Raw genomic sequence first — 26,469 nt, forward strand, 5'->3', positions numbered from 1 at the left:
ACACCGCTCATGGGCTTCGCGCGCCCCCTTCTGACGGACTTCGGGCTCAAGCTCCAACAGGTCCCACAGTAAGGGCCCTGCCTCCATTACCGCACTGTTCGGCCGCGGATGCGCTCATCCCCAAGGACGACTGCCGCCGCCGCCGATCCGGCGCGAGGAGGAGGCGTCACCCGGAGAACCGGTCCGCTGACCGTCGGTGCCGTGACGTGCGAACCGCCCGAAAGCGGAACGCACACCTCCTCGCGTCCGGAGTCGTTTCCCGTAGGACGTCCGGTGTTGCCGGATCGTTCCCCGCCGGACTGGGGTCCATGCGCCCCCACCCCGTACCCTTGGGTGTTGTGTTCCGTAGCCGTGCCAAGACAGAGAAGACCGCCACCGCCGAGCAGACGCCGGTAGCCGCGGCCCACCAGCCCCGTGACCCGCAGGCGCCCAAGGGCCGCCCGACGCCCAAGCGGAGCGTCGCGCAGTCCCAGCGCCGCAGCGTGGCGAACACGCCGATGACGCGCAAGGAGGCGTCCAAGCGCAACCGCGACGAGCGGCGTGCCGCGTTGGAGCGGCAGCGCCAGGCGCTCGCCAGCGGCGACGAGCGGTACCTGCCCGCCCGGGACAAGGGCCCCGTGCGGCGCTTCGTCCGCGACTACGTGGACTCGCGCTTCCACATCGCCGAGTTCTTCCTGCCCATGGCCGTGGTCATCCTGGTCCTGAGCATGGTCCGGGTGCCGACGCTCCAGAACGCCGCGCTGCTGCTGTGGATGTTCGTGATCGCGTTGATCCTGCTCGACTCCTCGCTGCTGGTCATCCGGCTGCGCAAGGAGCTGCGCACCCGCTTCGCCGACGTGCCCAAGCGCGGTGCCGTCCCCTACGGTCTGATGCGGACCCTCCAAATGCGTCGGCTCCGACTGCCCAAGCCGCAGGTCAAGCGCGGGGAGCGACCCTGACCCAGGACGTCTCCCTGGGCGCCTTCGACGCCGGGGACGCACTTCCCCCGGTGGGGTTGCCGGACGTGGTGCGCCGCGAACTGGTGGCGCGCCAGTTGGACGAACAGATCACGGCGCGGTTCCGGACCGGCCGACGACTGCGGGTCCTGGACGTGGGCGCGGGCCGTGGCACCCAGGCCCTGCGCCTGGCCCGCGCCGGTCACGCGGTGACGGGGCTGGAACGCGATCCGGCACGCCTCGCGGTGGCCCGCGCGGCGCTGGCCGCGGAGCCGGCGGGCGTCCGGGAACGGGTGCGCCTGCTGGAGGCCGACGGGCGGGACACCGGGGTGCACTTCCGCCCCGGCGGCTTCGACGTGGTGCTCTGCCACGGGCTGTTGATGTACGTGGCGGAGCCCGATCCGGTGGTCGCCGGGCTGGCCCGGATGCTGGCCCCCGGCGGCCTGGTGTCACTGCTGGTGCGCAATGCCGATGCGCTCGCCCTGCGCCCCGGGCTCGCCGGGGACTGGACGGCGGCGCTCGCGGCCTTCGACTCGGCCGTGGGGCGGAACCGGCGCGGGGTGGAGGTCCGGGGCGACCGGCTGGACGCGGTGACCGCGACGCTCGCCGGCATCGGAGCCCCGCTGCGGGCCTGGTACGGGGTGCGGGTGTTCACCGACCGCACCGGTGTGCAGGAGTGGGGGCCCGCCCGGGGCGCCGGAGCCGGTGACCTGGAGTCGCTGTTGGCCGCCGAGGAGCGGGCCGGGCGCACCGACCCGTACCGGGCGGTCGCCGCCTTGCTGCACCTGTGCGGGGTGCGGGGGTAGGGCGGCGCCCGGAGCGGAACCCGAACGGCGGGCTCCGGCGGGTCCACGGGGCGGCCGGGGCACAGACTGCGGGCATGAGCGCATCTCGTACCGCGTGGGCGGGGGTCGTGGTGTCCGTGGGGGCCCTGTTGACGGGCTGTTCCGGGGGCGGCGGTGCACTGCGGGCCTCGGCGGGCACGCCGGTCCCCGAGCGGGCCGCCCCCGCCGCACGATCGGCGGACGCCCTCCAGAGCGACTACGAGGAGGCCATCGCCCACGTGCTGCCGTCCGTGGTGCAGATCCGCGGTCGTCAGGACCTGGGGTCCGGGGTCGTGTACGACGACCGGGGCCACATCGTCACCAACGCCCACGTCATCGGCGACGAGCGGTCCTTCCAGGTCACCACGGCGGGCAGCGAGCAGCCGCTGACCGCCCGGCTGGTGTTCTCCTACCCCGAGCAGGACCTCGCGGTGGTGCGGCTGGACCGGGTGCCCGCGGGGCTGCGGCCGGCCACCTTCGGGGACAGCACCGAGGTGCGGGTGGGGCAGATCGTGCTGGCGATGGGATCGCCGCTGGGCCTGTCCTCCAGCGTGACCGAGGGGATCGTCTCGGCGACCGGGCGCACGGTCAGCGAGAGCACCGACGGCGGCGGGACGGGCGCCACCATCGCCAACATGATCCAGACCTCCGCCTCGATCAACCCGGGCAACAGCGGAGGGGCGCTGGTGGACCTGGAAAACGAGGTCATCGGCATCCCCACGCTCGCCGCCACCGACCCGGCGTTCGGCAACGCCGCGGCGCCCGGCATCGGGTTCGCGATCCCCTCGTCGATGGTGACCACGGTCGCGGACCAGATCATCGCGGACGGGAAGGTCACCGACTCGGGCCGGGCGGCGCTCGGCATCACCGGGCGGACCGTCGTGGACCAGGACCAGCAGCCGGCCGGGGTGGCGGTGGTGTCCGTGACGGACGGCGGCGGGGCCGACGACGCGGGCATCCGCCCCGGCGACGTCCTGACCCGGGTGGCCGACGAACCGGTGCCCACGATCACGGCGCTGGCCGAGGTGCTCGCCGGGGAGAAGCCGGGCGACCGGGTGCCCGTGACGTACCTGCGGGGCGGGGCGGAGACGACCGTGGACGTCACCCTCGGCGAGGTGTGAGCCCGGCCGGGGGCGGCCCGGCCGGGCGGAGCCTCAGGAAGCGGCGGGCCCGGCCCCTGCGGGGGCGTCGGGGGCGGCGTCCCCGTCGGCGGGCTCTGGGGACCCGGCGGGCTCCTCGGGCTCGGCGTGCAGGCTCATCGGACCGTAGATCCGCGTGCCGTCCTCGGAGAGGAACACCTGGTCGGCGCCGCCGGCGAGCAGGTCCCGCCAGTGCTCCCCGATCCAGGTCTCGGCGTCCCCCTGGGTGGTGAACTCCTCCGGTTCCACCGCCGGGGAGACCTCCGTACCATCGGTCTTCTCGAACCGCCACGTCCACGCCGCCATGCGAACCTCCCGAAGGTAGATCACGGTTGTCCGTGCAGCCGGAAGCCTAACCGGGCGGGCGCCCGGCACACCCGCACGGGAAGATCTAGCCGTGGAACTCACTCTGCTCGGTACCGGCGGGCCGGACGGCCTGCCCCGTCCCGACTGCCCCTGCGCGGTCTGCTCCCTCGCCGTGGGGCGGGCGGTGCGCGGCCCCTCGGCGGCGCTCGTGGACGGCACGCTGCTGCTCGACCTGACCCCGGGCGCCGCGTTCGCCGCGGCGCGGGCGGGGCGGACCCTGACCGGGGTGCGCCAGGTGTTGTTGTCGCATCCGCACGACGGGCCGGCGGTGGAGGTGCCGCCGGGGCTGCCGCAGCCGGGGCGGGTGCCCGACGGGCGGGAGTTGGCCCTGCTGACCGGGCACCGGGTGCGGGCCGTGCCGATGGACTCGCCCGGCACCGGGTACGCGGTGACCGGCCCGGACGGGCAGCGGGTGCTGTACCTGCCGCCCGGCGCGGCACCGGCCGGGCTGGCCGAGCAGGAGGCGCGGTACGACCTGGTGCTGGCCGACGTGGTGGGCCGTCCGGACGCGCTGGCCCGGTTGCGCGAGGCGGGGGCGGTGGGCCCGACCACCGACGTGGTGGCGGTGCACCTCGACCACGACGTGCCCCCGGGGCGGGAGTTGACGCGTCGGCTCGCGGCGGCCGGGGCGCGGGCGGTGCCGGACGGGACGACGCTGAGCGTGGGCGCGTTCGAGGAGGTGCCGGACGTGCCGCGCCGGACCCTGGTGCTGGGAGGGGCCCGGTCGGGGAAGTCGGTGGAGGCGGAGCGGCGGCTGGAGAGCTTCCCCGGAGTGGTGTACGTGGCCACCGGCGGCAGCTACCACGGGGCGCCGGGCGACGCGGAGTGGGCGGCGCGGGTGGGGGCGCACCGGGAGCGCCGGCCGGGGTCGTGGCGGACGGAGGAGACCTGCGACCTGGTGCCGCTGCTCGCCCGCACCGGGCCGCCGCTGTTGATCGACTGCCTGTCGCTGTGGCTGACCGACTCGATGGACGCGGTGAACGCCTGGGACGACGCGGAATGGGCGGCGGACGGTGAGCGGGAACTACGGCGACGGGTCCGGGAGTTGGCGGATGCGGTGCGGGCCACCCGGCGGGTGGTGGTGGCGGTGTCGAACGAGGTCGGGGCGGGGATCGTGCCGGCCACCGCGTCCGGGCGCCGCTACCGGGACGAGCTCGGGCGGTTGAACGCGGCGTTCGCGGCGGAGTGCGAGCAGGTGCTGTGGGTGGTGGCCGGGCAGGCGGTGGAGTTGCGCGGCTGAACCGGCCCTACGCCGGGTCCCGGCGGGCGATCAGCCGGTAGGCGGAGGCGCGCCCGGCGACGGGGCCGGGCGGGCGCAGCGCCCGGTCGAGGGCCCGGCCGAGGCGCAGCGGGCCGGTGGCGGGCCGGGCGACGGGCCCGCGGCGGGCGGTCAGCAGGAGGGCTGCGGCGGTGCCGGCTCCGGCCGGGCGGGGGGCGCCGCGGTGGTCGACCAGGACGACGGTGGCGCCCAGGGCGCGCAGGGCGCGGTGCAGATTGGCCTCGGGGATCAGGTGCAGGTGGCCGGGGCGGTGGTAGGGGGCCCACCAACGGCCGAGGGCGGCGGCGCGGCAGCGCGGGTCGGTGCCCTCGATCAGGAGGTGGCCGCCGGGGCGCAGCACCCTGAGGGCGGCGCGGAGTTCGGTGCGGGGGTCGGGGACCCGTTCGAGGTGGCGGAAGAGGCTCACCACGTCGTAGCGGGCGGCGAGCCGGGGGGCGAGGTCGGGGAGGGTGCCGTGGTGGGCTTCGTCGAGGCGGTCCCCGGCGAGGGCGAGTTCGGGTGCGGTGTCGAGGCCGTCGAAGGCGGTGTAGGGGTGCACGGCGCGGGCGGCGGCGGGGAAGTCGGCGGGGCCGGTGCCGACGTCCAGCCAGCTCTCGGGTTCGCCGAAGGGGAGCAGGGCGCGAGCGGCGCCGAGGTGGTCCCGGTCGCGGCGCAGGGCGCGGTCGGGGTCCGCCGGGGGCGGCGCGGGGGCGGTGGGGTCGGGGGTGCGGAAGACGTGGCGGCAGGTGCGGCACTCGTCGAGGTCGCCGGGGAGCACGGGGGTGCGGACCTTGGTGCGCAGGGTCGCCGCACCGCACCAGGGACAGCGGCGGTGGGCGGGGTGGTCCGGGGCGGGAGCGGTACGCGCGGGCACGGAGGGCACGAAACGGAACGTAAGGGATCAAGGGGACGGGTTCAACGAGGGTCGGGGCGGGCCGCTCCCCGTGCCGCCCCCGCGGTGGACCGCTCCGCGCCGCGGGCCGTGTCGGAGAGGGTCCGGACGGCTCCGGGGAACCCGGTCGGGCGGGCACCGGTGGCGGTACTGTTCGGCGAATGAGCTCCCTGAATCTCGACGACTTCACCGACCTGATCGACCGTCCCGACGCCGGGTTGCGCAACGACGCCGAGGAGCGCAGGGAACGGCAGGACGTGCCGCCCGGGGCGCTGGGCCGGCTGGACGAGTTGGGCGGTTGGCTGTCGGCGGCGCAGGCGGCGGTGCCGGTGCGCCCGGTGGAGCGTCCCAAGGTGGTCCTGTTCGCGGCCGACCACGGGGTGGCCCGCTTGGACGTCTCGACCCGGGCCGCGGGCAGCGCGCACGAGTTGGTGCGGGGCGTCCTCGACGGCTCCCGTCCGGTGGCGGTGCTGGCCCGGCGCAGCGGGGTGCCGGTCCGGGTGGTGGACGTGGGCCTGGACTGCGAGCCGGACGCCTTGCCGGCGGAGGTGACGCGGCACCGGGTGCGGCGGGGCTCGGGGCGGATCGACGTGGAGGACGCGCTGACCGCCGAGGAGGCGGAGGCCGCGTTCCGGGTCGGGACGGCCCTCGCGGACGAGGAGGCCGACTCCGGCACGGACCTGGTGGTGTTGGGCGATCTGAGCGTGGGCGGGACCACGGTGGCGGCGACGCTGATCGCGGCGCTGTGCGGGACGGACGCCTCGGTGGTGACCGGGCGGGGCGGGGCCCCCATCGACGACCTGGCCTGGATGCGCAAGTGCGCGGCGGTGCGGGACTCGCTGCGCCGGGCCCGACCGGTGCTGGGCGACCAGCTGGAGCTGCTCGCCACCGTGGGCGGGGCGGACTTCGCGGCGATGACGGGGTTCCTGTTGCAGTGCGCGGTGCGCAGGACGCCGGTGATCCTGGACGGGGTGGTGTCGGCGGCCTGTGCGCTGGTCGCCCAGCGGGCCGCGTTCCGGGCGCCGGACTGGTGGCTGGCCGGGCACGACTCCGGGGAGCCGGCGCAGGCCAAGGCGCTGGACCGGATGGCCGTCGAGCCGCTGCTCGCCCCGGGCGTGCGGGTGGGCGAGGGCACCGGGGCCCTGCTGGCGCTGCCGCTGGTGCGGGCCGCCGCGGCGCTCGCGGCCGAGTTGCCGGTGCGGGACTGAGCCGGGCGCGATGACGGGTACCACGGGCGGGGACCACGACGAGCGGCGCCCCGGGCGCGGGGAGGGCGTCCGCTTCGCGCTGGGCACGCTGACGGTGCTGCCGGTGCGGGTCGCCCACTGGGACCGGCCGGCGGCCCGGTCCGGGATGTGCTGGGCGCCGCTGGCCGGGTTGGTCGTCGGCGTGCTGGCCGCGGCCACCGCGGGGCTGTTGCTGCTCGGGGGCGCACCGGTGGCGCTGGCCGCGGTGGCGGCGGTCGCGGCGGGGGCGGTGCTCACCCGGGGGCTGCACCTGGACGGGCTCGCCGACGTCGCGGACGGGCTGGGCAGCGGGAAGCCCGCCGTCGACGCCCTGCGGATCATGAAGCAGTCGGACATCGGCCCGTTCGGCGTGATCGCCCTGGTGCTGGTGGTGCTCGGGCAGGTCGCCGCGCTGGCCGCGCTGTACGCCGACTCCTGGACCTCCGGTGCGGCCGGCACCGTCCTCGCCGCGGTGACCGCCCGCCTCGCGCTGACCCTGACCGCCCGGCCCGGGGTGCCGGCGGCCCGGCCGACCGGGCTGGGCGCGGCGGTCGCCGGGGCGGTGCCGTCCGGGGCCGCGCTCTGCGTGCTGGTGCTCGTCGCCGCCGCCTCGGCGGGGCTCGGCGGGGTGCTGGACGGACCGGGCGGGGCGCTGCGCGCCCTCGCCGCGGTGCTGGGCGGCTGCCTGGTGGCCGAGGGGCTGCTGCGGCACTGCGTACGACGGTTCGGCGGGGTGACCGGAGACGTGTTCGGGGGCGTCGCGGAGGCCGCCGGCACCGCCGCGTTGGTGGTCCTCACCCTGGGCCGGTGACGCGCGGGCCGGGGCGTCCCACCGGTGGACGGCCCCGGCGTCACGGAGCGTAGGCTCCTCACTGGCACACTTCCGGCCCGACCCACCAGCGTCGGGTACGGGGCCGGTCGGGCCACCACCACCCTCACGGCTCAGCCGCTGGACACTCCTAGGAAGCGAGACCCCACCACCGTGACTGCTCTCACTCTCAGCACCGCCGCGGCGTCCGGACTGCGCGCCGACGCGATCGTCGTCGGCGTGGCCAAGGGCGCCCAGGGCCCCGTGCTCGCTCCGGGCGCCGAGGCCGTGGACCAGGCGTTCGACGGCGCCCTCGCCGCCGTCCTGGAGACGCTCGGTGCCTCGGGCAGCGAGGGCGAGGTGATCAAGGTCCCCTCCCCCGCCGGGCTGAAGGCCCCGGTCGTGCTGGCCGTCGGGCTGGGCTCGGCGTCCGCGGCCGAGGGGGCGACCGACGCCGCCGCCGACGCCGCCAACTACACCGACGAGGTGCTGCGGACCGCCGCCGGCGCCGCCGCCCGGGCGCTGGCCGGGGCGCGGAAGGCCGCGTTCGCCCTGCCGATCGCCGATGCGGAGGCCGTGGGGGCGATCGCCGAGGGCGCCCTGCTGGGCGCGTACGCCTTCGACGCGTACAAGGAGACCGGCCGCGGCAACAAGCTCGCCAAGAAGGGCAAGCCGCCGCTGGCGGAGGTCGCCGTCCTCGGCGGCAAGCCCCGTGACAAGGCCCACAAGGCGGCCGTCGCCCGTGCGGTGGCGATCACCGAGGAGCTGAACCGCGCCCGCGACCTGGTGAACACCCCGCCCAACGACCTCGACCCGGAGGCCTTCGCCGCCGTCGCCTCGGCCGCCGCCAAGGAGCACGGGATCAAGGTCCAGGTGCTGGACGAGAAGGCCCTGGCCAAGGGCGGCTACGGCGGCATCCTCGGGGTCGGCGCCGGGTCCGCGGCCGGCCCCCGGCTGGTCAAGCTCAGCTACACCCACCCGGACGCCGAGAAGCACCTGGCGTACGTGGGCAAGGGCATCACCTACGACTCGGGCGGCATCTCGCTGAAGCCCGCGGGCCACAACGAGACGATGAAGTGCGACATGGCCGGTGCCGCCGCCGTGTTCGCCGCGGTCGTCGCGGTCGCCCGGCTGGGCCTGGCGGTGAACGTCACCGGCTGGCTGGCGCTCGCCGAGAACATGCCCTCCGGCACCGCCACCCGCCCCGGCGACGTGCTGCGGATGTACTCGGGCAAGACCGTCGAGGTGCTGAACACCGACGCCGAGGGCCGGCTGGTGCTCGCCGACGCGATCGCCAAGGCGTCCGAGGACGAGCCCGACGCGATCGTGAACGTGGCGACGCTCACCGGGGCCATGATGGTCGCGCTCGGCAACCGCACCTTCGGCATCTGCGCCAACGACGACGCGTTCCGCACCGCCGTGTTCGAGACGGCCGAGGAGGTCGGCGAGCCGGCGTGGCCGATGCCGCTGCCGGAGCACCTGCGCAAGGGAATGGACTCGACCACCGCGGACATCGCCAACATGGGCGAGCGGATGGGCGGCGGGCTGGTCGCCGGGCTGTTCCTGCGCGAGTTCGTCGGCGCCGGTCTGACCTGGGCGCACCTGGACATCGCCGGCCCCGCCTTCAACGAGGCCGGCCCCTTCGGCTACACCCCCAAGGGCGGCACCGGCTCCGGTGTGCGCACCCTGGTCCGGTTGGCGGAGCGCACCGCCTCCGGTGACCTGGGCTGACCCTGCGGGCGGCAGCCGTTCGACCGTGGTGGCGCCGGGCTCCGGCCCGGCGCCACCACCGTGTGTGAGCCATACCACGCACCGGCCCGGCGTCCCGGCACCCCCCGAGTAGTGCAAAGATGGGCAACGGCAGGACAGGGCCCCACCACAGGGCCGGAGAACGAGCGGCCACACCAGCCGACGGCCGGACACCCTCCGAAACCGGAGCCGGCGCGCGGCGCAATGCATGGAGGACGTGACGTGGCGAACGACGCCAGCACCGTTTTCGACCTAGTGATCCTCGGCGGTGGCAGCGGTGGTTACGCCGCGGCCCTGCGCGGCGCGCAGCTGGGTCTGAACGTCGCCCTGATCGAGAAGAACAAGCTGGGCGGCACCTGCCTGCACAACGGTTGCATCCCGACGAAGGCCCTGCTGCACGCCGGCGAGGTCGCGGACCAGGCCCGCGAGGCCGAGCAGTTCGGCGTCCGGGCCACCTTCGAGGGCATCGACATCAAGGCCGTCCACAAGTACAAGGACGACGTCATCGCGGGCCTCTACAAGGGTCTCCAGGGCCTGGTGGCCTCCCGCAAGGTGACGTACATCGAGGGCGAGGGTCGGCTGTCCTCCCCCACCTCGGTCGAGGTGAACGGCCAGCACGTCCAGGGCCGCCACGTGCTCCTGGCCACCGGCTCCGTGCCGAAGTCGCTGCCGGGCCTGGAGATCGACGGCAACCGGATCATCTCCTCGGACCACGCGCTGACCCTCGACCGGGTGCCCGCCTCCGCGATCATCCTGGGCGGCGGCGTGATCGGCGTCGAGTTCGCCTCGGCGTGGAAGTCCTTCGGCACCGACGTGACGGTCGTCGAGGGCCTCAAGCACCTGGTGCCCGTCGAGGACGAGAACAGCTCCAAGCTGCTGGAGCGGGCGTTCCGCAAGCGGGGCATCAAGTTCAACCTCGGCACCTTCTTCGAGAAGGCGGAGTACACCCAGGACGGCGTCCGGGTGACCCTCGCCGACGGCAAGGTCTTCGAGGCCGAGGTGCTGCTCGTCGCCATCGGCCGCGGCCCGGTCTCCCAGGGCCTGGGGTACGAGGAGCAGGGCGTCGCGATGGACCGCGGCTACGTCCTCGTCGACGAGTACATGCAGACCAACGTGCCGACCGTCTCCGCCGTCGGTGACCTGGTCCCCACGCTCCAGCTCGCGCACGTCGGCTTCGCCGAGGGCATCCTGGTGGCGGAGCGACTGGCCGGTCTGAAGACCGTGCCGATCGACTACGACGGCGTGCCCCGGGTCACCTACTGCCACCCCGAGGTCGCCTCCGTGGGCATCACCGAGGCCAAGGCCAAGGAGATCTACGGCGCGGACAAGGTCGTCGCCCTGAAGTACAACCTGGCGGGCAACGGCAAGAGCAAGATCCTGAAGACCGCGGGCGAGATCAAGCTCGTCCAGGTCAAGGACGGAGCCGTGGTCGGCGTCCACATGGTCGGCGACCGGATGGGCGAGCAGGTCGGCGAGGCCCAGTTGATCTACAACTGGGAGGCGCTGCCGGCCGAGGTCGCCCAGCTCATCCACGCCCACCCGACCCAGAACGAAGCGCTCGGCGAGGCCCACCTCGCACTGGCGGGCAAGCCCCTCCACTCCCACGACTGATCTCCGGTCACCGGGCGCGACGACCACAGACTTCCGCACTTTCGTAAGGAGCAACCGAAACCATGGCGGTTTCCGTATCCCTTCCGGCGCTCGGTGAGAGCGTCACCGAGGGCACTGTCACCCGCTGGCTGAAGGCCGAGGGCGAGCGCGTCGAACTCGACGAGCCGCTGCTGGAGGTGTCCACCGACAAGGTCGACACCGAGATCCCCTCCCCCGCCGCCGGCATCCTGGCCTCCATCAAGGTCGCCGAGGACGAGACGGTCGAGGTCGGTGCCGAGCTCGCCGTCATCGACGACGGCAGCGGTGCCCCCGCAGCCGCCCCGGCCCCGGCCGCCGCCGAGGCCCCCGCCGCCCCCGCGGCTCCCGAACAGCCCGCTCCGGCCCCGGTCGCCGAGGCCCCCGCGGCCCCGGCCGCTCCGGCCGCGCCCGCGGCTCCGGCGGGCGCGGCCGAGGGCACCGACGTGGTGCTCCCGGCGCTCGGCGAGTCCGTCACCGAGGGCACCGTCACCCGCTGGCTGAAGGCGGTCGGCGACTCGGTCGACGCCGACGAGCCGCTGCTGGAGGTGTCCACCGACAAGGTCGACACCGAGATTCCGGCGCCCGTCTCCGGGGTGCTGCTGGAGATCGTCGTCGGTGAGGACGAGACCGCCGAGGTCGGTGCCAAGCTGGCCGTCATCGGTGTCGCCGGTGCCGCGCCCGCCGCGGCCCCCGCCCCGGCCGCCCCCGCCCCGGCGGCGGCCCCGGCTCCGGCCGCTCCGGCGCCCACGCCGGCGGCTCCCGCGCCCGCGCCGGTCCAGGCCGCCCCCGCGGCGCCCGCGCCGGCTCCGGCCGCTCCGGCCGCCCCCGCCCCGGTGGCTCCGGCCCCGGCCGCCCCGGCTGCTCCGGCCGCCGCGCGTCCGGCCGACGACGGCGCCTACGTCACGCCGCTGGTGCGCAAGCTGGCCTCCGAGAACGGGGTGGACCTGGCGTCCCTCCAGGGCACCGGGGTCGGCGGACGCATCCGCAAGCAGGACGTCCTGGCCGCCGCCGAGGCCGCCAAGGCCGCCCGGCCCGCCGCCGCGGCCCCGGCCGCCGCGCCCTCCGCTCCGGCCCCGGCCCGCAAGGCCCCGGCGCTGGAGGTCTCCCCGCTGCGCGGGCAGACGGTCAAGATGACCCGGATGCGCAAGCTCATCGGCGACAACATGATGAAGGCGCTCCAGACCCAGGCGCAGCTCACCTCGGTCGTCGAGGTGGACGTGACCCGCCTGATGCGCCTGCGCGCCCAGGCCAAGGAGACCTTCGCGGCCCGTGAGGGCGTGAAGCTGTCCCCGATGCCGTTCTACGTGAAGGCGGCGGCCCAGGCGCTCAAGGCGCACCCGCTGATCAACGCGCGGATCAACGAGGACGAGGGCACCATCACCTACTTCGACACGGAGAACATCGGCATCGCCGTGGACTCCGAGAAGGGGCTGATGACCCCGGTCATCAAGGGTGCGGGCGACCTGAACATCGCCGGCATCGCCAAGAAGACCGCGGAGCTCGCCAACGCGGTGCGGACCAACAAGATCCGCCCCGACGACCTGGCCGGTGCGACCTTCACCATCAGCAACACCGGTTCGCGCGGCGCGCTGTTCGACACGGTGATCGTGCCGCCCACCCAGGCCGCCATCCTGGGCATCGGCGCCACGGTCAAGCGCCCGGCGGTCATCGAGACCGCCGAGGGCACCGTGATCGGCGTCCGGGACATGACGTACCTGTCGCTGTCCTACGACCACCGTCTGGTCGACGGTGCCGACGCCGCCCGGTACCTGACCGCCGTCAAGGCGATCCTGGAGGCCGGCGAGTTCGAGGTCGAGCTCGGGCTGTGAACCCGTGGTGTCCGCGTCGCACGTCGACGCGGACACCGTCCGGTGCCGCCCGTACGGGAGGACGATCCGTCCCCCGTACGGGCGGCACTGCGTTTCCCGGGCCCGCTCCGGAGCCCCGTGGGGCACCGTTCCCGCCCTGTAAGGCTCGCCACACCTGCGAGGACGTCCCCGTCCGAGACACGTCAAGATGGGGGTGTGGCCGTATTGTCTACGGGTCAATGCCCTAGGCCGTGTCCGACCCGTGGCGTCGTCCGCCCGAAGGGTGGACGGGCACGTCGGGACCGGTTCCGGGGTCGCCATGGCCCGGCAGCAAGGAGCCCCGCATGACCGCGCCCGTCGTCCACTCGCTGCGCGAACAGATCCGCGAGCACATCGTGGAGGGGATCGTCAGCGGGCGCTGGAAGCCGGGTGAACGGATCGTCGAACGACGGATCGCCACCGAGCTGGAGGTCAGCCAGACGCCCGTGCGGGAGGCGCTGCGGGAGCTGGAGTCGCTGCGGCTGATCGAGTCCTCCCCCAACAAGGGCGTGCGGGTGCGCAACCTCACCGCCGCCGACCTGGAGGAGAGCTACCCCGTGCGGGCCGGCCTGGAGGCGATCGCCGCGGAGCTCGCGGCCGAGCGCCTCGCGGTGGACTGCTCGGCGCTGGAGCCGCACGTCGCGGCGTTGTACGAGGCGGACCGGCACGCGGACGGCACCGGGCAGGTGCGGCACACCGTGGCCTTCCACCGGGAGCTGGTGCGGGCCGCCCGCAACGGGGTGCTGCTGCACACCTGGGAGGGGTTGGGCATCGAGGTGTTCACGGCCCTGTCGATCCGCTGGTTGGGCACCGTCCAGCAGTCCTACGCGGAGGAGCACGAGGCCCTGGTGGCGGCCTTCAAGCGCCACGATCCGGCCATCGCGGAGTTGGTGAAGGCCCATGTGCTCGGCTGTGCGCCGCGCCCCGACGCGGGGCTCTGCGGGCCCTGAGCGCAGCGCACCGGGCGGGTCGGTGGGATCGCTCCGGCAGCACCAGAAGTCATCAGCAGCCCCACAGGGCACGGACGCCTCAGACAGCTCAGACCCCCATGGACCCCGTTCAGATGTGCGAAACAGCCGCTTTCACCTGCGAAAGCAAGGCACCGCATGCCTGCGACCGAGGCACTGGGTGCCGACTTTCTTCATCTGAAGAGGTTTTACCACCCAAGCCTTTGATCGATCATCGATCAGGGGGTTAGAGTCCCCGTTGGACTTCTACCAGAGTCCCGCCCTGTCCTGCCAAGACCAAGGGCACCCCGAACCCCTACCGATGAGGGAACCCCTTCGACTCCGGAAGGCGGCGACATGACCGACCCCACCGCAATTCAGCCGAGCGCGCTGGACCAGCTCCCGGACCGCGACCCCGAGGAGACCGCCGAGTGGCAGTCCTCCCTGGACGCCGTGACCAAGGCTGCCGGCCCGCACCGCGCCGCCTACCTGATGCGGCGCACGCTGGAGCGGGCCGAGGGCGCCGGTCTCGCGCTGCCCAAGCTGCTGGAGACCGACTACGTCAACACCATCCCGACCGCCGCCGAGCCCGAGGCCGACGGCGACCCGGAGATGGAGCAGCGCATCACCGCGTGGAACCGCTGGAACGCGGCGGCCATGGTGAGCCGGGGCAGCAAACTCGGCGTCGGCGGCCACATCGCGACCTTCGCGTCGGCCGCCTGGCTCTACGAGACCGGCTTCAACCACTTCTTCCGGGGCAAGGAGGCCGCGGACGCGCCCGGCTCCGGTGACCAGCTCTACGTCCAGGGCCACGCCTCCCCCGGCATCTACGCCCGCGCCTTCCTCGACGGGCGCCTCTCCGAGGGCCACCTCGACCGCTTCCGCCAGGAGGCGGGCGGCAACGGCCTGCCCTCGTACCCGCACCCGCGGCGGCTGCCCTGGCTCTGGGAGTTCCCCACCGTCTCCATGGGCCTCGGCCCGCTCTCCGCGATCTACCAGGCCCGGTTCAACCGGTACCTGACCAGCCGCGGCGTCAAGGACCTCTCCGCCTCGCACGTGTGGGCGTTCCTCGGCGACGGCGAGATGGACGAGCCCGAGTCGACGGCGGCCCTCAACCTCGCCGCCCGCGAGGGGCTGGACAACCTCACCTTCGTCATCAACTGCAACCTCCAGCGCCTCGACGGCCCGGTGCGCGCCAACTTCAAGATCGTGCAGGAGCTGGAGGCCCAGTTCCGCGGCGCGGGCTGGAACGTCGTGAAGTCGCTGTGGGGCTCCGCCTGGGACGAGCTGTTCCAGCTCGACACCACGGGCGCCCTGGTACGACGGCTGCGCGAAGTACCCGACGCGCAGGTGCAGACGTACCAGACGCGCGACGCGGCCTACATCCGCGAGGACTTCTTCGGCAAGGACCCGGCGCTGGTCGAGCTGGCCAAGCTGCTCAGCGACGACAAGATCCTGGAGTGCTTCCACCTCTCGCGCGGCGGCCACGAGCCCCGCAAGGTGTACGCCGCCTACCGGGCCGCCCTGGCGCACAAGGGCGCGCCGACGGTGATCCTGGCGCAGACCGTGAAGGGCTTCACGCTCGGCAAGGGCTTCGCGTCCAAGAACGCGAACCACCAGATGAAGAAGTTGTCCACGGACGAGTTCAAGTGCATGCGGGACCTGCTGGAGCTGCCGATCTCGGACAGCGCCTTCGTCGACGACGTGGTGCCCTACGGCCACCCCGGCGCCGACTCCCCCGAGGTCCGCTACCTCCAGGAGCGCCGCGCGGCGCTCGGCGGCCCGGCCCCGGCCCGCCGCACGCATCCGCTGGCCCCGCTGCCCGCGCCGGCCGAGAAGACGTTCGCGTCCTTCGACAAGGGCTCCGGCACCCAGTCGGTGGCCACCACCATGGCGCTGGTCCGGCTCCTGAAGGACCTGGTCCGGGACAAGGAGACCGGTCACCGCTGGGTGCCGATCGTCCCCGACGAGGCGCGCACCTTCGGCATGGAGTCGCTCTTCCCCTCGCTGGGGATCTACTCCCCCAAGGGCCAGACGTACGAGCCGGTCGACCGCGACCAGCTGATGTACTACCGCGAGGCCACCAACGGCCAGATCCTCAACGAGGGCATCACCGAGGCCGGCTCGATGGCCGACTTCATCGCCGCGAGCACCGCGTACGCGACGCACGGCGAGCCGATGATCCCGCTGTACATCTTCTACTCGATGTTCGGCTGGCAGCGCACCGCGGACCAGATGTGGCAGCTCGGCGACCAGCTCGGCCGGGGCTTCCTGGTCGGCGCCACCGCCGGGCGGACCACGCTCACCGGTGAGGGCCTCCAGCACGCGGACGGCCACTCCCCCGTCATCGCCGCGACCAACCCGGCCGCCCTCAGCTACGACCCCGCGTTCGCCTACGAGGTGGCCGCGATCGTCAAGGAGGGTCTGCGCCGGATGTACGGCGAGGCCGTCGAGGGCGAGGACCGGGACGTCTTCTACTACCTCACGGTCTACAACGAGCCGCTGCCGCAGCCCGCGAAGCCGGCCGGGGCGGACGAGGGCATCGTCAAGGGCCTGTACCGCTTCAACACCGCCGAGTCGGCGGGGCTGACGCCGCCCGCGGGCGCCGCCCGCATCCAGCTGCTGGGCTCCGGCACGGCCATCCACTGGGCGCTGAAGGCCCAGCGGTTGCTGGCCGAGGAGTGGGGCGTCGGCGCGGACGTGTGGTCGGCCACCTCCTGGACCGAGCTGCGGCGCGACGCGCTGGAGGCGGACGCGGCGGTGCTGCGCGGCGAGGAGCGGGTGCCGTTCCTGCGCACCGCGCTCGCCGGTGCGGCCGGCCCCGTCCTCGCGGTCAGCGACTACATGCGGCAGGTGCCGGACCAGATCGCCCAGTGGGTCGAGCAGGACTGGTCCTCGCTGGGTGCCGACGGGTTCGGACTCTCCGACACCCGTGACGCCGCGCGCCGCCACTTCGGCGTCGACGCCGAGTCGATCGTGGTGGCCGCGCTGGCCCAGCTGGCGCGCCGCGGTGAGGTCCCCGCGACCGCGGTCAAGGAGGCCCGCGAGCGGTACGGACTCTGAGCCGGGCGGTGCGGGGGCCCGGTGGCCCCGGCCCCCGCACCCGCCGGTCCCCTTCGGGCCCCCGCCTCCGGGCGGGGGCCCCTTCGGCGTTCCGGCCGGGGGATGATGGGGGGATGCGGGCGGCTCGGCTGATCAGGATGGTGCTGTTGTTGCAGGCTCGGGTGTCGATGACGGCGGCCGAGCTGGCGCGGGAGCTGGAGGTGTCGGAGCGGACCGTGACCCGGGACGCGCAGGCGCTCTCGGCGGCCGGGGTGCCGGTCTACGCGGACCGGGGCCGCAGCGGCGGCTACCGGCTGGTGGGCGGGTACCGCACCGGGTTGACGGGGTTGGGGCGCGGGGAGGCGGAGGCGCTGTTCCTGTCGGGGGTGCCGGGTGCGCTGCGGGACATGGGGTTGGCCGACACGGCTTCGACGGCCCGGCTCAAGGTGTCGGCGGCGCTACTGCCCGCGCTGCGGGGCGCGGCCGGTACCGCGGAGCAGCGGTTCCACCTGGACGCGCCGGGTTGGTTCCACGACGAGCCCGCCCCCGAGCTGTTGGCGCCGGTGGCGGACGCGGTGTGGAACGACCGCCGGATCGCCGTGCGCTACCGGCGGGGCGGGGCCGGTGAGGTGGAGCGGGTGTTGGAGCCGTACGGGCTGGTGCTGAAGGCGGGGGTCTGGTACCTGTGCGCCCGCGTGGACGCCGGCGCGCACCGGGTGTACCGCCTGGACCGGTTCACCGCGGTCGAGGCGGACGGGGGGCGGTTCGTCCGGGACGGGGCGTTCGACCTGCCGGGGTTCTGGGAGCAGCGGGCGGCGCAGTTCGTGCGGGCGCTGTGGCGGACCTCGGTGACCCTGCGGCTGTCGCCGGAGGGGATGGCGCGACTGCGGTACGCGGTGGGGCCCGCCGCCGCAGAGGAGGCGACGGCGGGCGAGCCGGACGGCGAGGGGTGGGTGACGGTCACCGTGCCGACCGAGTCGGAGGAGGTGGCGTACACCCAGGTCCTGGTGCTGGGCCCGGAGGTGGAGGTGCTGGCGCCGGCCGGGCTGCGGGAGCGGTGTGCCGGGGCGGCGCGGCGGGCCGCGGCGCGCTACCGGTAGTCGGCGACCTCGGGGGCCCCGCCCTCCTTCTCGGCGAGCATGTAGCCCCAGACGTCCGGGCGGGAGCCGTCGAGGTCGGTGACGCCGTAGGCACGGGCGAGGTCGGCGCTGTCGAGGGAGGTGCCGTTCCAGCGGTGGTGCTCGGGGTCGGCGACCAGGGCGGCGAGTCCGCGGGCCAGATAGGTCGGGGACTCGGAGACCGACCAGTGGGGTTGGGCCTCGGTGTTCTCCCGCCAGGTCTCCTCGGTGACGCCGAAGTGGTCCAGCATCTCCTCGGAGCGCAGGAAGCCGGGGGTGACGGCGACGGCGGTGGAGCCGACCGGCGCCAGTTCCTCGCCGAGGACGCGGGCCATCCGGATCGGGGCGTTCTTGGCGAGGTCGTAGTAGAAGTTGCCGCGGTACTCGTCGTTGCTGCGGGCGGTGCCGTCGGTGACCTCGACGAGCAGGGCGCCGGGGTGCCGCACCAGCAGGGGCAGGGCGATGCTGCTGGTGATGATGTGGCTGCGCACCCCCAGGTCCAGGATCCGCAGGCCCCGGTCGAGGTCGATGTCCCACAGCCGGGTGTCGAAGTCGAGCAGCGGGTTGCCGCCCCACATGTCGTTGACGAGCACGTCGAGCCGTCCGTGCTCGCGTTCCACCCGGGCCAGCAGGTCCCGCACCCGGTCGGGCTCCAGGTGGTCGGTGGGGACGGCGGTGCCCGAGCCGCCGGAGCCGGCGTCCCGGGCGGCGGCGTCGACGAGTTCGGCGGTCTCCTCGATGGTCTCGCCGGGTCGGCCCAGTTCGCTGACCTTCTCGCGGGTGGTGCGGCCGGTGGCGTAGACGGTGGCACCGGCCCGGCCCAGTTCCACCGCGATGGCCCGGCCCGCGCCCCGGGTGGCTCCGGCGACCAGGGCGATCCGGCCGCGCAGAGGGGCGGTGCGGGGGCGTGCGGAAGCGGCGTCGTGCGCCGTGGTGTGCGTCATGTGCCGATCGTGGCCGGGAATCCGGACATCCTCCGTCAGGCTTTGCGGACGGATCGGGGATCGGGCCGGAAGGGGGGAACGGGACCCGGCTCGGCGTGCGACCGCGGGGCGCAGGGCAGATGCTGGTCCCGTGATGGACGAGACGGAGTTCTGGGAGCTGGTCGACGGCGCGCGCGAGGCCGCCGACGGCGACCCCGAGGAGCAGGCGGACGCGCTGGTCGAGCGGCTGGTCCGGCTGGACCCGGAGTCCGTCCTCGACTTCTCCCGGCACTTCGAGGCCCGCTACCAGCGCGCCTACCGCTGGGACCTGTGGGGCGCCGCCTGCGTGCTGCTGGACGGGGTGAGCGACGACGCCTTCGACTTCTTCCGGTGCTGGCTGATCGGGCAGGGCCGGGAGGTGTTCGAGGGGGCCCTGCACGACCCGGACGACCTGGCGGAGCTGTTGGACGGCTTCGACCCGGCGGTGGACGGGGACGCGGAGGAGCTGGGGTACGCGGCGGACGAGGCGTACGAGCGGCTGACCGGGGCCGTCACCCCCGAACTGGGACTGCCCCCGGCGCCCCCGGAGCCCGCCGGGGTGCCGATGGACTTCGAGGACGACACGGTGCTGGCCCGCTACTACCCGCGGCTGTGGGACCGGTTCGGCCAGTCCGAGGCGTGAGCCGGCGCACGCCTGCCCGGCGTGCTCACAGCGAACGCCCCATGCACACGTCGTCCACGTACCGTCCGCCGACGAAGAACTCCTCGGGGAGCACCCCTTCGACGGCGAACCCCTCGGAGGCGTAGAGCGCCCGGGCGGGGGCGTTGGGGCCGAGCACCCGCAGGGTGAGCCGCCGCGCCCCCCTGCTGCGTGCCTCCGCCACGGCGGCCCGCAGCAGGGCACGGCCCGCGCCCAGCCCCCGGGCCCGCTCGGCGACGGCGAGGCCCTGGATCTGCCGGACGTGCGCGTTGGAGGCCAACGGGGTGGGGAAGCCGAGCTTCAGATAGCCGGCGACCTCCCCGGCGACCTCGACCACCAGGTGGTCCTCGGGGCGGGAGCGCCCGTCGAAGAAGGGCGCGTAGGGCGGTTCCGGAGCCGGGCTGACCGCGTGCAGCGGGGACCAGGCGGCGCGGTCGAGCCGGGCCAGCGCCTCCTCGTCCTCGGCTCGGGCGGGACGTACGTGCAGTTCGGGCATGCGGATCACCCTAGGGGGCAGGGGTGGTGGTGGGGCAGGGGTTTTCCGCCCCGCCGTCACCCGTTCCGGCGCGCCCGGACCCGGGTGCGCGGCTCCGTGTGGTGCACGTTCGGCAGGATGGGGTCATGCAGCCTTCCCGTATCGCCGTGGCCGGGGCCTCGGGGCTCATCGGCTCCGCGCTCGTCCGCTCCTTGACCGCCGACGGCCACCAGGTGGTGCGGCTGGTGCGCCGACCGCCCCGGGGCCCCGACGAGGTGCGCTGGGACCCGGTGCGCCAGCGGATCGAGCCGCCCGGGCTGCTGGACTGCGAGGCGGTGGTCAACCTGGCCGGGGCGGGGGTCGCCGACCACCGGTGGACCGCCGCGTACAAGAAGCAGATCCGGGACAGCCGGGTGCTGGGCACGGTCACCCTCGCCGAGGCCGCCGCCGCCCTGGAGGTGCCGCCGCGGGTGTTCCTCAACGGCAGCGCGGTCGGCTTCTACGGGGACACCGGGGACCGGGTGGTCGACGAGGACGCCCCGCCCGGCAGCGGCTTCCTGCCCTCCCTGACGGTGGAGTGGGAGGAGGCGGCGGCCCCCGCCGAGGAGGCCGGCATCCGTACCGTGTTCGCCCGCACCGGGCTGGTGGTGTCCCGCCACGGCGGTGCCTGGCAACGGTTGTTCCCGCTGTTCAAGACCGGCCTCGGGGGCCGGCTGGGCAGCGGGCGCCACTACTGGAGCTACATCGCGCTGTACGACGAGGTGGCCGCGCTGCGCCATCTGCTGACCGCGGAGGACCTGTCCGGGCCGGTCAACCTGACCGCACCGGAACCACTGACGAACCGTCAGATCACCGCGGCGATGGGCCGGGTGCTGCACCGGCCGGCGGTGTTCGCGGCCCCCGCGGCGGCGGTGCGCCTGGTACTGGGCGAGATGGCCACCGACGTGCTGACGAGCACCCGGGCCGTCCCCCGGAAGCTGCTGGAGTCGGGGTTCGCCTTCACCTTCCCGGACGTCGAGGACGCCCTGCGGGCCGCGCTGCGCTGAGCCGCGCCGCCCGGTCGACGGCGCACGGCCGGGCCGCCCCGCCCCCGGGGCGCCTCCGCCGTGCGACCGGCGTGCGTCCGTACCACGGTGTCGCGCGCCCTGCCGGGGGCGGGGCACGGCTCCTACGCTCGACCGGAACTCATGTACGTCACGGCCGTGTCGGGGGCCTGGTGCGCTCGACCGCGCAACCTCGGGGAGGAGCACGTGCTTGAGCCCGCACGTCATGCGGAGATCGTCGTCGTCGGAGCCGGGGTCGCCGGACTCACCGCTGCCCGGCGACTGACCGGGGCGGGGATACCCACCGTGGTCCTGGAGGCGTCCGACCGGCCCGGCGGTCGGATGGCGACCGAGGAGGTCGACGGCTTCCTGCTCGACCGGATCGCCCGACCGCTCTCCACCGCCCACGCCGAACTGCGGCGCACACCGGGGCTGGAGGGGCTGGTGCTGCGCCCGTTCTCACCCGGTGTGCTGGTGCCGGGCGAGGGGCGGCTGCACCGGGTGGGCGAACCCCGCCCCGCCCGGCGCGCACGGGGCGCATTCAAGACTGCACGCGCCCTGGCAAGCGCCCCCAGAGGCGGTCCTCGACCGGGGTGGGCGCCCCGGTCGGGTGCCGTGGGGAGCCCGCTGGACCAGGCCCGACTGGGCGCGGCGCTGGCCCGGCTGGCCGACACCCCGGTGGAACGGTTGCTGGCCCGCCCGGAGTGCCCCGCCGCCGAGGCCCTGCCCACCCGGGGCGTCCCGTCCCGGACGGTGGAGGGCTTCGTGCGCCCGCTGTTGGCCGCGCTGTTGTGCGACCCGGAGCTGTCCACGTCCAGCCGGTGCGCCGACCTCGCCCTGCACGCCTTCGCCCGGGGGCGGCTCTGCCTGTCGGAGGGCGGGGCCGGGGCCCTGCCCGACGGCTTGGCCGCCGGGCTGCCCCCGGGGACGCTGTGCACCGGGGTGCGGGTCCGTTCGGTGTCGACGAACCGGGTGGTCACCGAGGAGCACGGGGAGATCCGCTGCCGGGCGGTCCTGCTGGCCACCGACGCCCGGTCCGCCGCACGGCTGCTGCCGGGGCTGCGGGTGCCCGACTTCCACCAGGTCACCGTGGTGCACCACGTGGCCGAGGTGGCTCCGCTCCAGGACCCTGCCTGGGTCCTCGACACCGAGCGGCGCGGTCCGGTGGCCCACACCGCGGTGGTCAGCCGGGTCGATCCGACCCGGGCCCCGGCCGGCCGGTCCCTGGTCTCCTCCACCGTCCTCGGCCCTCCGCCGTCGGACCTGGACCGGGCGGTGCGGACGCAGCTGGCCGAGCTGTACGGCACCGGGACGGCCCGGTGGGAGCTGCTGTCGGTGCGGCACGTCCCGGACGCGGTGCCCGCGACGCCCGCCCCGCACGATCCGCAGCGGCCGGTGCGGGTCGTGGACGGCCTGTACGTGTGCGGGGACCACCGGGAGACCGGCGGCCCGGCCGGGGCGATCCGGTCCGGGCACCGGGCCGCGGCGGCCGTCCTCGCGGACCTCGCCCCTGAGTCGGCGCACCGGGCGGAGCACCTCGCGGCCTGACCGCCTCCGGGGTCCGGCTCCCGGACCCCGTGGGGCGGCCGTCAGATCAGTGCGACCTTGTCCCGGTAGCCGCGCGCCTGCACGGTCTCCCGGTACGGCTCCAGGCGCCGTTCGAAGTCGCGGACGTACTCCAGGGCCCGTACCGAGCGCATGTCGGCAGCCTGCTGCGCGGCCTCCGCGCCCAGGGCGCACGCCTGGTCCAGTTCGCCGAGGCCGAGGCGGGCGCAGGCCAGCACGACCCGGCAGAACAACCGGCTGCGGGCGTACCCGGGCGCCCGCAGTTGGAGGGAGCGCTCGGCGTGCTGGGCCGCGGCCCGGTACTGCTGGAGGTCCCGGTAACAGTGCCCGAACTCGTCGGCGAGTTGGGCCTCGTCGAAGAACCGGGCCCACTGCGGGGGTTCGTCCCCGGGGCGGGCGGCGTCCAGGGACCGTTCCGCCCGTACCAGCGAGGCGGTGCACGCCCGCACCTCGCCGAGCACCCCGTGCCCGCGCGCCTCGGCGGCGTGCAGCAGGGCCTGGACGGCGTGCGGGGCGGAGGAACCGATGCCCTGTTGGGCGACCCGGGCCAGCTGGACCGCCTCCCGGCCGTGGCCCAGGTAGACGGCCTGCCGGCTCATGGTGATCAGGACGTAGGCGCCGTAGGCCCGGTCACCGGCCGCCTGGGAGAGCCGCAGGGCCTGCACGAAGTACCGCTGGGCGAGCCCGTGGGCACCGATGTCGTACGAGGTCCAGCCGGCCAGCCGGGTCAGCTCGGCGGCGGCGCCGAAGAGCCGCCGCCCGGTCTGCTCGCCGTAGACCCCGCGCAGCATCGGCTCGGCCTCGTGCTCCAGGTACCGGACCAGGGCCTGCCGGGCGTGCCCGCCGCCGTAGGCGTTGTCGAGGGTGCGGAACAGGTCGGCGACGGAGCGCAGGGCGGCGATGTCACCGGCGGTCACCCGGTGGCCGGGGCCGCGCTCGGTGCCGCGCTGTCTGGGGTGGGAGGCGGGTCCGCGGCCCTGGGCCGGGATGCGCAGCCCCGCCGGCACCGCGGGCGCGGGGCCCGCCTCGGGGCGGGTGGGTCGGGGTGCCCCGGAGCCGGTGCGGGCCGCCGGCACGGTGGCCCGCTCGGGCTGCTCGGCGCGTTCGGGGTGCTCGGGGCGCGGTCGGTCGTCGCTGCGCGCCACCCGGTCGTCGGCGCGGCCGATCAGCCAGTCGCGGCTGGGGACCACGAGTCCGGCGGGGGTGAAGGCGATCTTGCGGAGTTCGGCGTGGCTGCCCGAGTCCTTGCGCCACAGCCCGCTGACGATGTCCACCGCCTCTTCGGGGCCCGCGGCGAACTCCAGCCCGGCGTACACCGGGGCGCAGGCGTCGAGTCCCAGGTCCTGGGCGGTGAGTCTGCGTCCGAGGCGCCGGGTGAACACCTCGGCGATGAGCGCGGGCGTGGTTCCGCGGGGTTGCTGCCCGCGGAGCCAACGCGTCACGGACGTCTTGTCGTACCGCAGGTCGAGCCCGTGTTCCAGTCCGAGCTGGTCGACCCGGCGGGCCAGCCCCGCGTTGGAGAACCCTGCCTCCGCGATGAGGGCGGCTAGTTGGCGGTTGGGGGTGCGCTGCGGAGGTCGTTCCGTCATCAGCTGTGCGGTCTCCTGCCTGTCGGGCCACACGTGAGCGGCCCTTACGGCCTTGTGAACGGCGCGAATGTAGCGGGAGAAGCAGACCGCAACGCCGCCTTCGCCCCGCATTCATCCGATCGTGTGAGGATCGACTCGACAGCTGACGCGTGGCGACGGGTCGTACAGTGGCGGGGGTGGAGAGGTGGCAATTCCCACCCGAAACGCTCTAGGGAGGCACGTACCGTGAGTGAGCTGCGGTTCGTCCGGCTGGGATTCGGCACGGACGCGGTGGACTACCAGGTGGCCTGGGACGAACAGCGACGGGTGCACGCCGCCCGCTTCGCCGACGAGGTCCCGGACACCTGCCTGCTGCTGGAACACCCGCCCGTCTACACCGCGGGGCGGCGCACCGAGGACAGCGAGCGCCCCCTGGACGGGACCCCGGTGATCGACGTGGACCGGGGCGGAAAGATCACCTGGCACGGCCCGGGGCAGCTGGTCGGCTACCCGATCCTGAAGCTGCCACGCCCGGTGGACGTCGTGGCGCACGTCCGCCGGCTGGAGGAGGCCCTGATCCGGGTCTGCGCGGAGTTCGGGCTCCGGACCAGCCGGATCGAGGGCCGCAGCGGGGTGTGGATCCTGGGCGACCCGGTGGAGCAGCGCCCCGCGCTCGGCGGGCTCTCCCTCGACTTCGACCCCCGGCTGGCCGACGAGGAGTACGACGCCCGGTTGATGGGCCCCGAGTACGCACCGTCCAACGCGGGCCAGCGCGGCGAGGACCGCAAGATCGCCGCCATCGGCATCCGGGTCGCCAAGGGCGTCACCATGCACGGCTTCTCGCTCAACGTGAACCCCGACAACACCTGGTTCGACCGGATCGTGCCGTGCGGCATCCGGGACGCCGGGGTGGCCTCGCTCGCCGGCGAACTGGGCCGGGAGCTGACCGTCGAGGAGGTGCTGCCGGCGGTGGAGCGCCACCTCTCCGAGGTGCTGGCAGACGCCGTGCCGCTGCCCCGCGAGGTCACCGGGCGCCCGACCGCGCCCCTGCCGGCCGCCTGACCGACGGTCCGGTGTGGTGCCCGCCCCGCGGGGCGGGCACCACACCGGAACCGCGGCACCCGGTGCCACTTACAGCTATTTCCCCGAAGGGGGGAATGCCTCCCCCGAGGTCGGAGGTTGGCACCGGCAACGGGGCTACATCTTTCGGGCGTACTCTGGTGGACGCCCAAGAATCGAAGCACAGGGAGCCGATGTGTCCGCAGTCGCACCCGACGGACGCAAGATGCTGCGCCTGGAGGTCCGCAACAGCCAGACCCCCATCGAGCGCAAGCCCGAGTGGATCAAGACCCGGGCGAAGATGGGTCCCGAGTACACGAAGATGCTGAACCTCGTGAAGGGCGAGGGGCTGCACACCGTGTGCCAGGAGGCCGGCTGTCCCAACATCTACGAGTGCTGGGAGGACCGCGAGGCCACGTTCCTCATCGGCGGTGACCAGTGCACCCGGCGTTGCGACTTCTGCAACATCGACACCGGCAAGCCGCAGGCCCTCGACCGGGACGAGCCGCGCCGCGTCGGCGAGTCCGTCGTCACCATGGACCTGAACTACGCCACCGTCACCGGCGTCGCCCGCGACGACCTCGCGGACGGCGGCGCCTGGCTGTACGCCGAGACCGTGCGGCAGATCCACGCCATGACCTCCGACCGGGCGGACGGCCGCACCAAGGTGGAGTTGCTGGTCCCGGACTTCAACGCCGAGCCGGAGGCCCTCGCCGAGGTCTTCTCCTCCCGCCCCGAGGTGCTGGCCCACAACGTCGAGACGGTGCCCCGGATCTTCAAGCGCATCCGCCCCGGCTTCCGCTACGAGCGGTCCCTGAAGGTCATCACCGAGGCCCGCACCGCCGGCCTGGTCACCAAGTCGAACCTGATCCTCGGCATGGGCGAGACCCGCGAGGAGATCAGCCAGGCCCTGCGCGAGTTGCACGAGGCGGGCTGCGAGCTCATCACCATCACCCAGTACCTGCGGCCCTCCGTCCGGCACCACCCGGTGGAACGCTGGGTGAAGCCGCAGGAGTTCGTGGAGCTGAAGCAGGAGGCCGACGAGATCGGCTTCTCCGGCGTGATGTCCGGCCCGCTGGTCCGCTCCTCGTACCGCGCCGGGCGCCTGTACCAGATGGCCGTGGAGAAGCGCGGCGCGTACGTCGCCGCCCAGGCGGTCTGACCCGGGGAACCCCACGGGACTCATGGCGGAGGGGGTCGGCGGAACGTTCCGCCGACCCCCTCCGGCGTGTCCGTCACGCCCCCTGGTGTGAATCGCGGCACACCCCCCTGCGGTGGCGTCACCCCGGTTTGACCGGTGGGTCACCCGCTGGTAACACCGGGGGGAGAACCTGACGTCCGTGGCGCCGGCCGCC

The 26,469-nt window shown here is 74.5% G+C and carries 21 protein-coding genes and 1 pseudogene; 17 read left to right on the plus strand and 5 right to left on the minus strand.

Features of this window, described 5'->3' with window-relative positions:
- Positions 1 to 308 precede the first annotated feature (308 nt).
- The 3 genes from ACSMX9_RS05785 to ACSMX9_RS05795 all read left to right on the plus strand — a co-directional run bounded on the left by ACSMX9_RS05785 (position 309) and on the right by ACSMX9_RS05795 (position 2,880).
- A complete protein-coding gene (locus ACSMX9_RS05785; RefSeq protein ID WP_351242356.1) occupies positions 309 to 938 on the plus strand; it encodes a DUF3043 domain-containing protein in 630 nt (209 codons plus the stop codon).
- Positions 939 to 988: 50 nt separating this feature from the next.
- Positions 989 to 1,741: a class I SAM-dependent methyltransferase gene (locus ACSMX9_RS05790; RefSeq protein ID WP_445400476.1), complete on the plus strand. Its 753-nt coding sequence runs from the start codon at positions 989 to 991 to the stop codon at positions 1,739 to 1,741.
- A gap of 74 nt (positions 1,742 to 1,815) precedes the next feature.
- Positions 1,816 to 2,880 carry a S1C family serine protease gene (locus tag ACSMX9_RS05795; protein ID WP_445400478.1) on the plus strand — a complete coding sequence of 355 codons (1,065 nt, stop codon included), beginning with the start codon at positions 1,816 to 1,818 and terminating at the stop codon, positions 2,878 to 2,880.
- Positions 2,881 to 3,000: 120 nt separating this feature from the next.
- Here ACSMX9_RS05795 and ACSMX9_RS05800 read toward each other — a convergent pair.
- Positions 3,001 to 3,204 (minus strand): annotated as a pseudogene (locus ACSMX9_RS05800) (hypothetical protein); the annotation flags it as partial.
- A gap of 91 nt (positions 3,205 to 3,295) precedes the next feature.
- Between ACSMX9_RS05800 and ACSMX9_RS05805 the strand changes: the two are divergent.
- Positions 3,296 to 4,504 carry a bifunctional adenosylcobinamide kinase/adenosylcobinamide-phosphate guanylyltransferase gene (locus tag ACSMX9_RS05805; RefSeq protein ID WP_445400480.1) on the plus strand — a complete coding sequence of 403 codons (1,209 nt, stop codon included), beginning with the start codon at positions 3,296 to 3,298 and terminating at the stop codon, positions 4,502 to 4,504.
- A 7-nt stretch (positions 4,505 to 4,511) separates the two neighbouring features.
- Here the strand turns inward: ACSMX9_RS05805 and ACSMX9_RS05810 are convergent, their stop codons facing one another.
- Positions 4,512 to 5,405 (minus strand): class I SAM-dependent methyltransferase, encoded by an 894-nt coding sequence (locus tag ACSMX9_RS05810; protein ID WP_445400482.1) that lies wholly within the window; start codon positions 5,403 to 5,405, stop codon positions 4,512 to 4,514.
- A gap of 170 nt (positions 5,406 to 5,575) precedes the next feature.
- Between ACSMX9_RS05810 and cobT the strand changes: the two genes are divergently transcribed.
- From cobT to ACSMX9_RS05850, 8 genes are all read left to right on the plus strand, one after another.
- On the plus strand, positions 5,576 to 6,622 hold the full coding sequence (gene cobT, locus ACSMX9_RS05815; protein ID WP_351242344.1) for a nicotinate-nucleotide--dimethylbenzimidazole phosphoribosyltransferase: 1,047 nt from the start codon (positions 5,576 to 5,578) through the stop codon (positions 6,620 to 6,622).
- Positions 6,623 to 6,632: 10 nt separating this feature from the next.
- Entirely contained in the window at positions 6,633 to 7,451 is an 819-nt protein-coding gene (locus ACSMX9_RS05820) for an adenosylcobinamide-GDP ribazoletransferase (protein WP_445400484.1), read from the plus strand.
- 171 nt (positions 7,452 to 7,622) lie between these two features.
- Complete coding sequence (locus ACSMX9_RS05825) at positions 7,623 to 9,179, plus strand: leucyl aminopeptidase (RefSeq protein ID WP_366114410.1); 1,557 nt, start codon at positions 7,623 to 7,625, stop codon at positions 9,177 to 9,179.
- Positions 9,180 to 9,419: 240 nt separating this feature from the next.
- Complete coding sequence (lpdA, locus tag ACSMX9_RS05830; RefSeq protein WP_366114409.1) at positions 9,420 to 10,808, plus strand: dihydrolipoyl dehydrogenase; 1,389 nt, start codon at positions 9,420 to 9,422, stop codon at positions 10,806 to 10,808.
- A 62-nt stretch (positions 10,809 to 10,870) separates the two neighbouring features.
- Entirely contained in the window at positions 10,871 to 12,655 is a 1,785-nt protein-coding gene (gene sucB / locus ACSMX9_RS05835; protein WP_445400486.1) for a 2-oxoglutarate dehydrogenase, E2 component, dihydrolipoamide succinyltransferase, read from the plus strand.
- 323 nt (positions 12,656 to 12,978) lie between these two features.
- On the plus strand, positions 12,979 to 13,623 hold the full coding sequence (locus tag ACSMX9_RS05840; protein WP_351242334.1) for a GntR family transcriptional regulator: 645 nt from the start codon (positions 12,979 to 12,981) through the stop codon (positions 13,621 to 13,623).
- A 354-nt stretch (positions 13,624 to 13,977) separates the two neighbouring features.
- Positions 13,978 to 16,683 carry a pyruvate dehydrogenase (acetyl-transferring), homodimeric type gene (gene aceE, locus ACSMX9_RS05845; protein WP_445400488.1) on the plus strand — a complete coding sequence of 902 codons (2,706 nt, stop codon included), beginning with the start codon at positions 13,978 to 13,980 and terminating at the stop codon, positions 16,681 to 16,683.
- 113 nt (positions 16,684 to 16,796) lie between these two features.
- Positions 16,797 to 17,762, plus strand: coding sequence for a helix-turn-helix transcriptional regulator (locus ACSMX9_RS05850; protein ID WP_445400490.1), 966 nt, complete (start codon positions 16,797 to 16,799; stop codon positions 17,760 to 17,762).
- Here ACSMX9_RS05850 and ACSMX9_RS05855 read toward each other — a convergent pair.
- Complete coding sequence (locus ACSMX9_RS05855) at positions 17,753 to 18,724, minus strand: SDR family oxidoreductase (protein WP_445400492.1); 972 nt, start codon at positions 18,722 to 18,724, stop codon at positions 17,753 to 17,755. The genes ACSMX9_RS05850 and ACSMX9_RS05855 overlap by 10 nt on opposite strands.
- 133 nt (positions 18,725 to 18,857) lie before the next feature.
- Here ACSMX9_RS05855 and ACSMX9_RS05860 point away from each other — a divergent pair, with 133 nt between their 5' ends.
- Positions 18,858 to 19,385, plus strand: a complete 528-nt coding sequence (locus tag ACSMX9_RS05860; protein ID WP_445402907.1) for a DUF4240 domain-containing protein — start codon at positions 18,858 to 18,860, stop codon at positions 19,383 to 19,385.
- Between the two features lie 25 nt (positions 19,386 to 19,410).
- On the opposite strand, the gene ACSMX9_RS05865 is transcribed toward ACSMX9_RS05860, so the two are convergent.
- Positions 19,411 to 19,899: a GNAT family N-acetyltransferase gene (locus ACSMX9_RS05865; RefSeq protein WP_445400494.1), complete on the minus strand. Its 489-nt coding sequence runs from the start codon at positions 19,897 to 19,899 to the stop codon at positions 19,411 to 19,413.
- A 125-nt stretch (positions 19,900 to 20,024) separates the two neighbouring features.
- On the opposite strand from ACSMX9_RS05865, the gene ACSMX9_RS05870 reads away from it, so the two are divergent.
- Entirely contained in the window at positions 20,025 to 20,924 is a 900-nt protein-coding gene (locus ACSMX9_RS05870) for a TIGR01777 family oxidoreductase (protein ID WP_445400496.1), read from the plus strand.
- 204 nt (positions 20,925 to 21,128) lie between these two features.
- Positions 21,129 to 22,469, plus strand: coding sequence for an NAD(P)/FAD-dependent oxidoreductase (locus ACSMX9_RS05875; RefSeq protein WP_445400498.1), 1,341 nt, complete (start codon positions 21,129 to 21,131; stop codon positions 22,467 to 22,469).
- A 41-nt stretch (positions 22,470 to 22,510) separates the two neighbouring features.
- On the opposite strand, the gene ACSMX9_RS05880 is transcribed toward ACSMX9_RS05875, so the two are convergent.
- Positions 22,511 to 24,076, minus strand: a complete 1,566-nt coding sequence (locus ACSMX9_RS05880) for a regulator (RefSeq protein ID WP_445400500.1) — start codon at positions 24,074 to 24,076, stop codon at positions 22,511 to 22,513.
- 225 nt (positions 24,077 to 24,301) lie between these two features.
- On the opposite strand from ACSMX9_RS05880, the gene lipB reads away from it, so the two are divergent.
- Complete coding sequence (lipB, locus tag ACSMX9_RS05885) at positions 24,302 to 25,117, plus strand: lipoyl(octanoyl) transferase LipB (RefSeq protein WP_445400502.1); 816 nt, start codon at positions 24,302 to 24,304, stop codon at positions 25,115 to 25,117.
- 193 nt (positions 25,118 to 25,310) lie between these two features.
- Positions 25,311 to 26,276 (plus strand): lipoyl synthase, encoded by a 966-nt coding sequence (gene lipA, locus ACSMX9_RS05890; RefSeq protein ID WP_445400504.1) that lies wholly within the window; start codon positions 25,311 to 25,313, stop codon positions 26,274 to 26,276.
- Positions 26,277 to 26,469 lie beyond the last annotated feature (193 nt).

The organism is Streptomyces sp. LE64 (assembly GCF_052606915.1).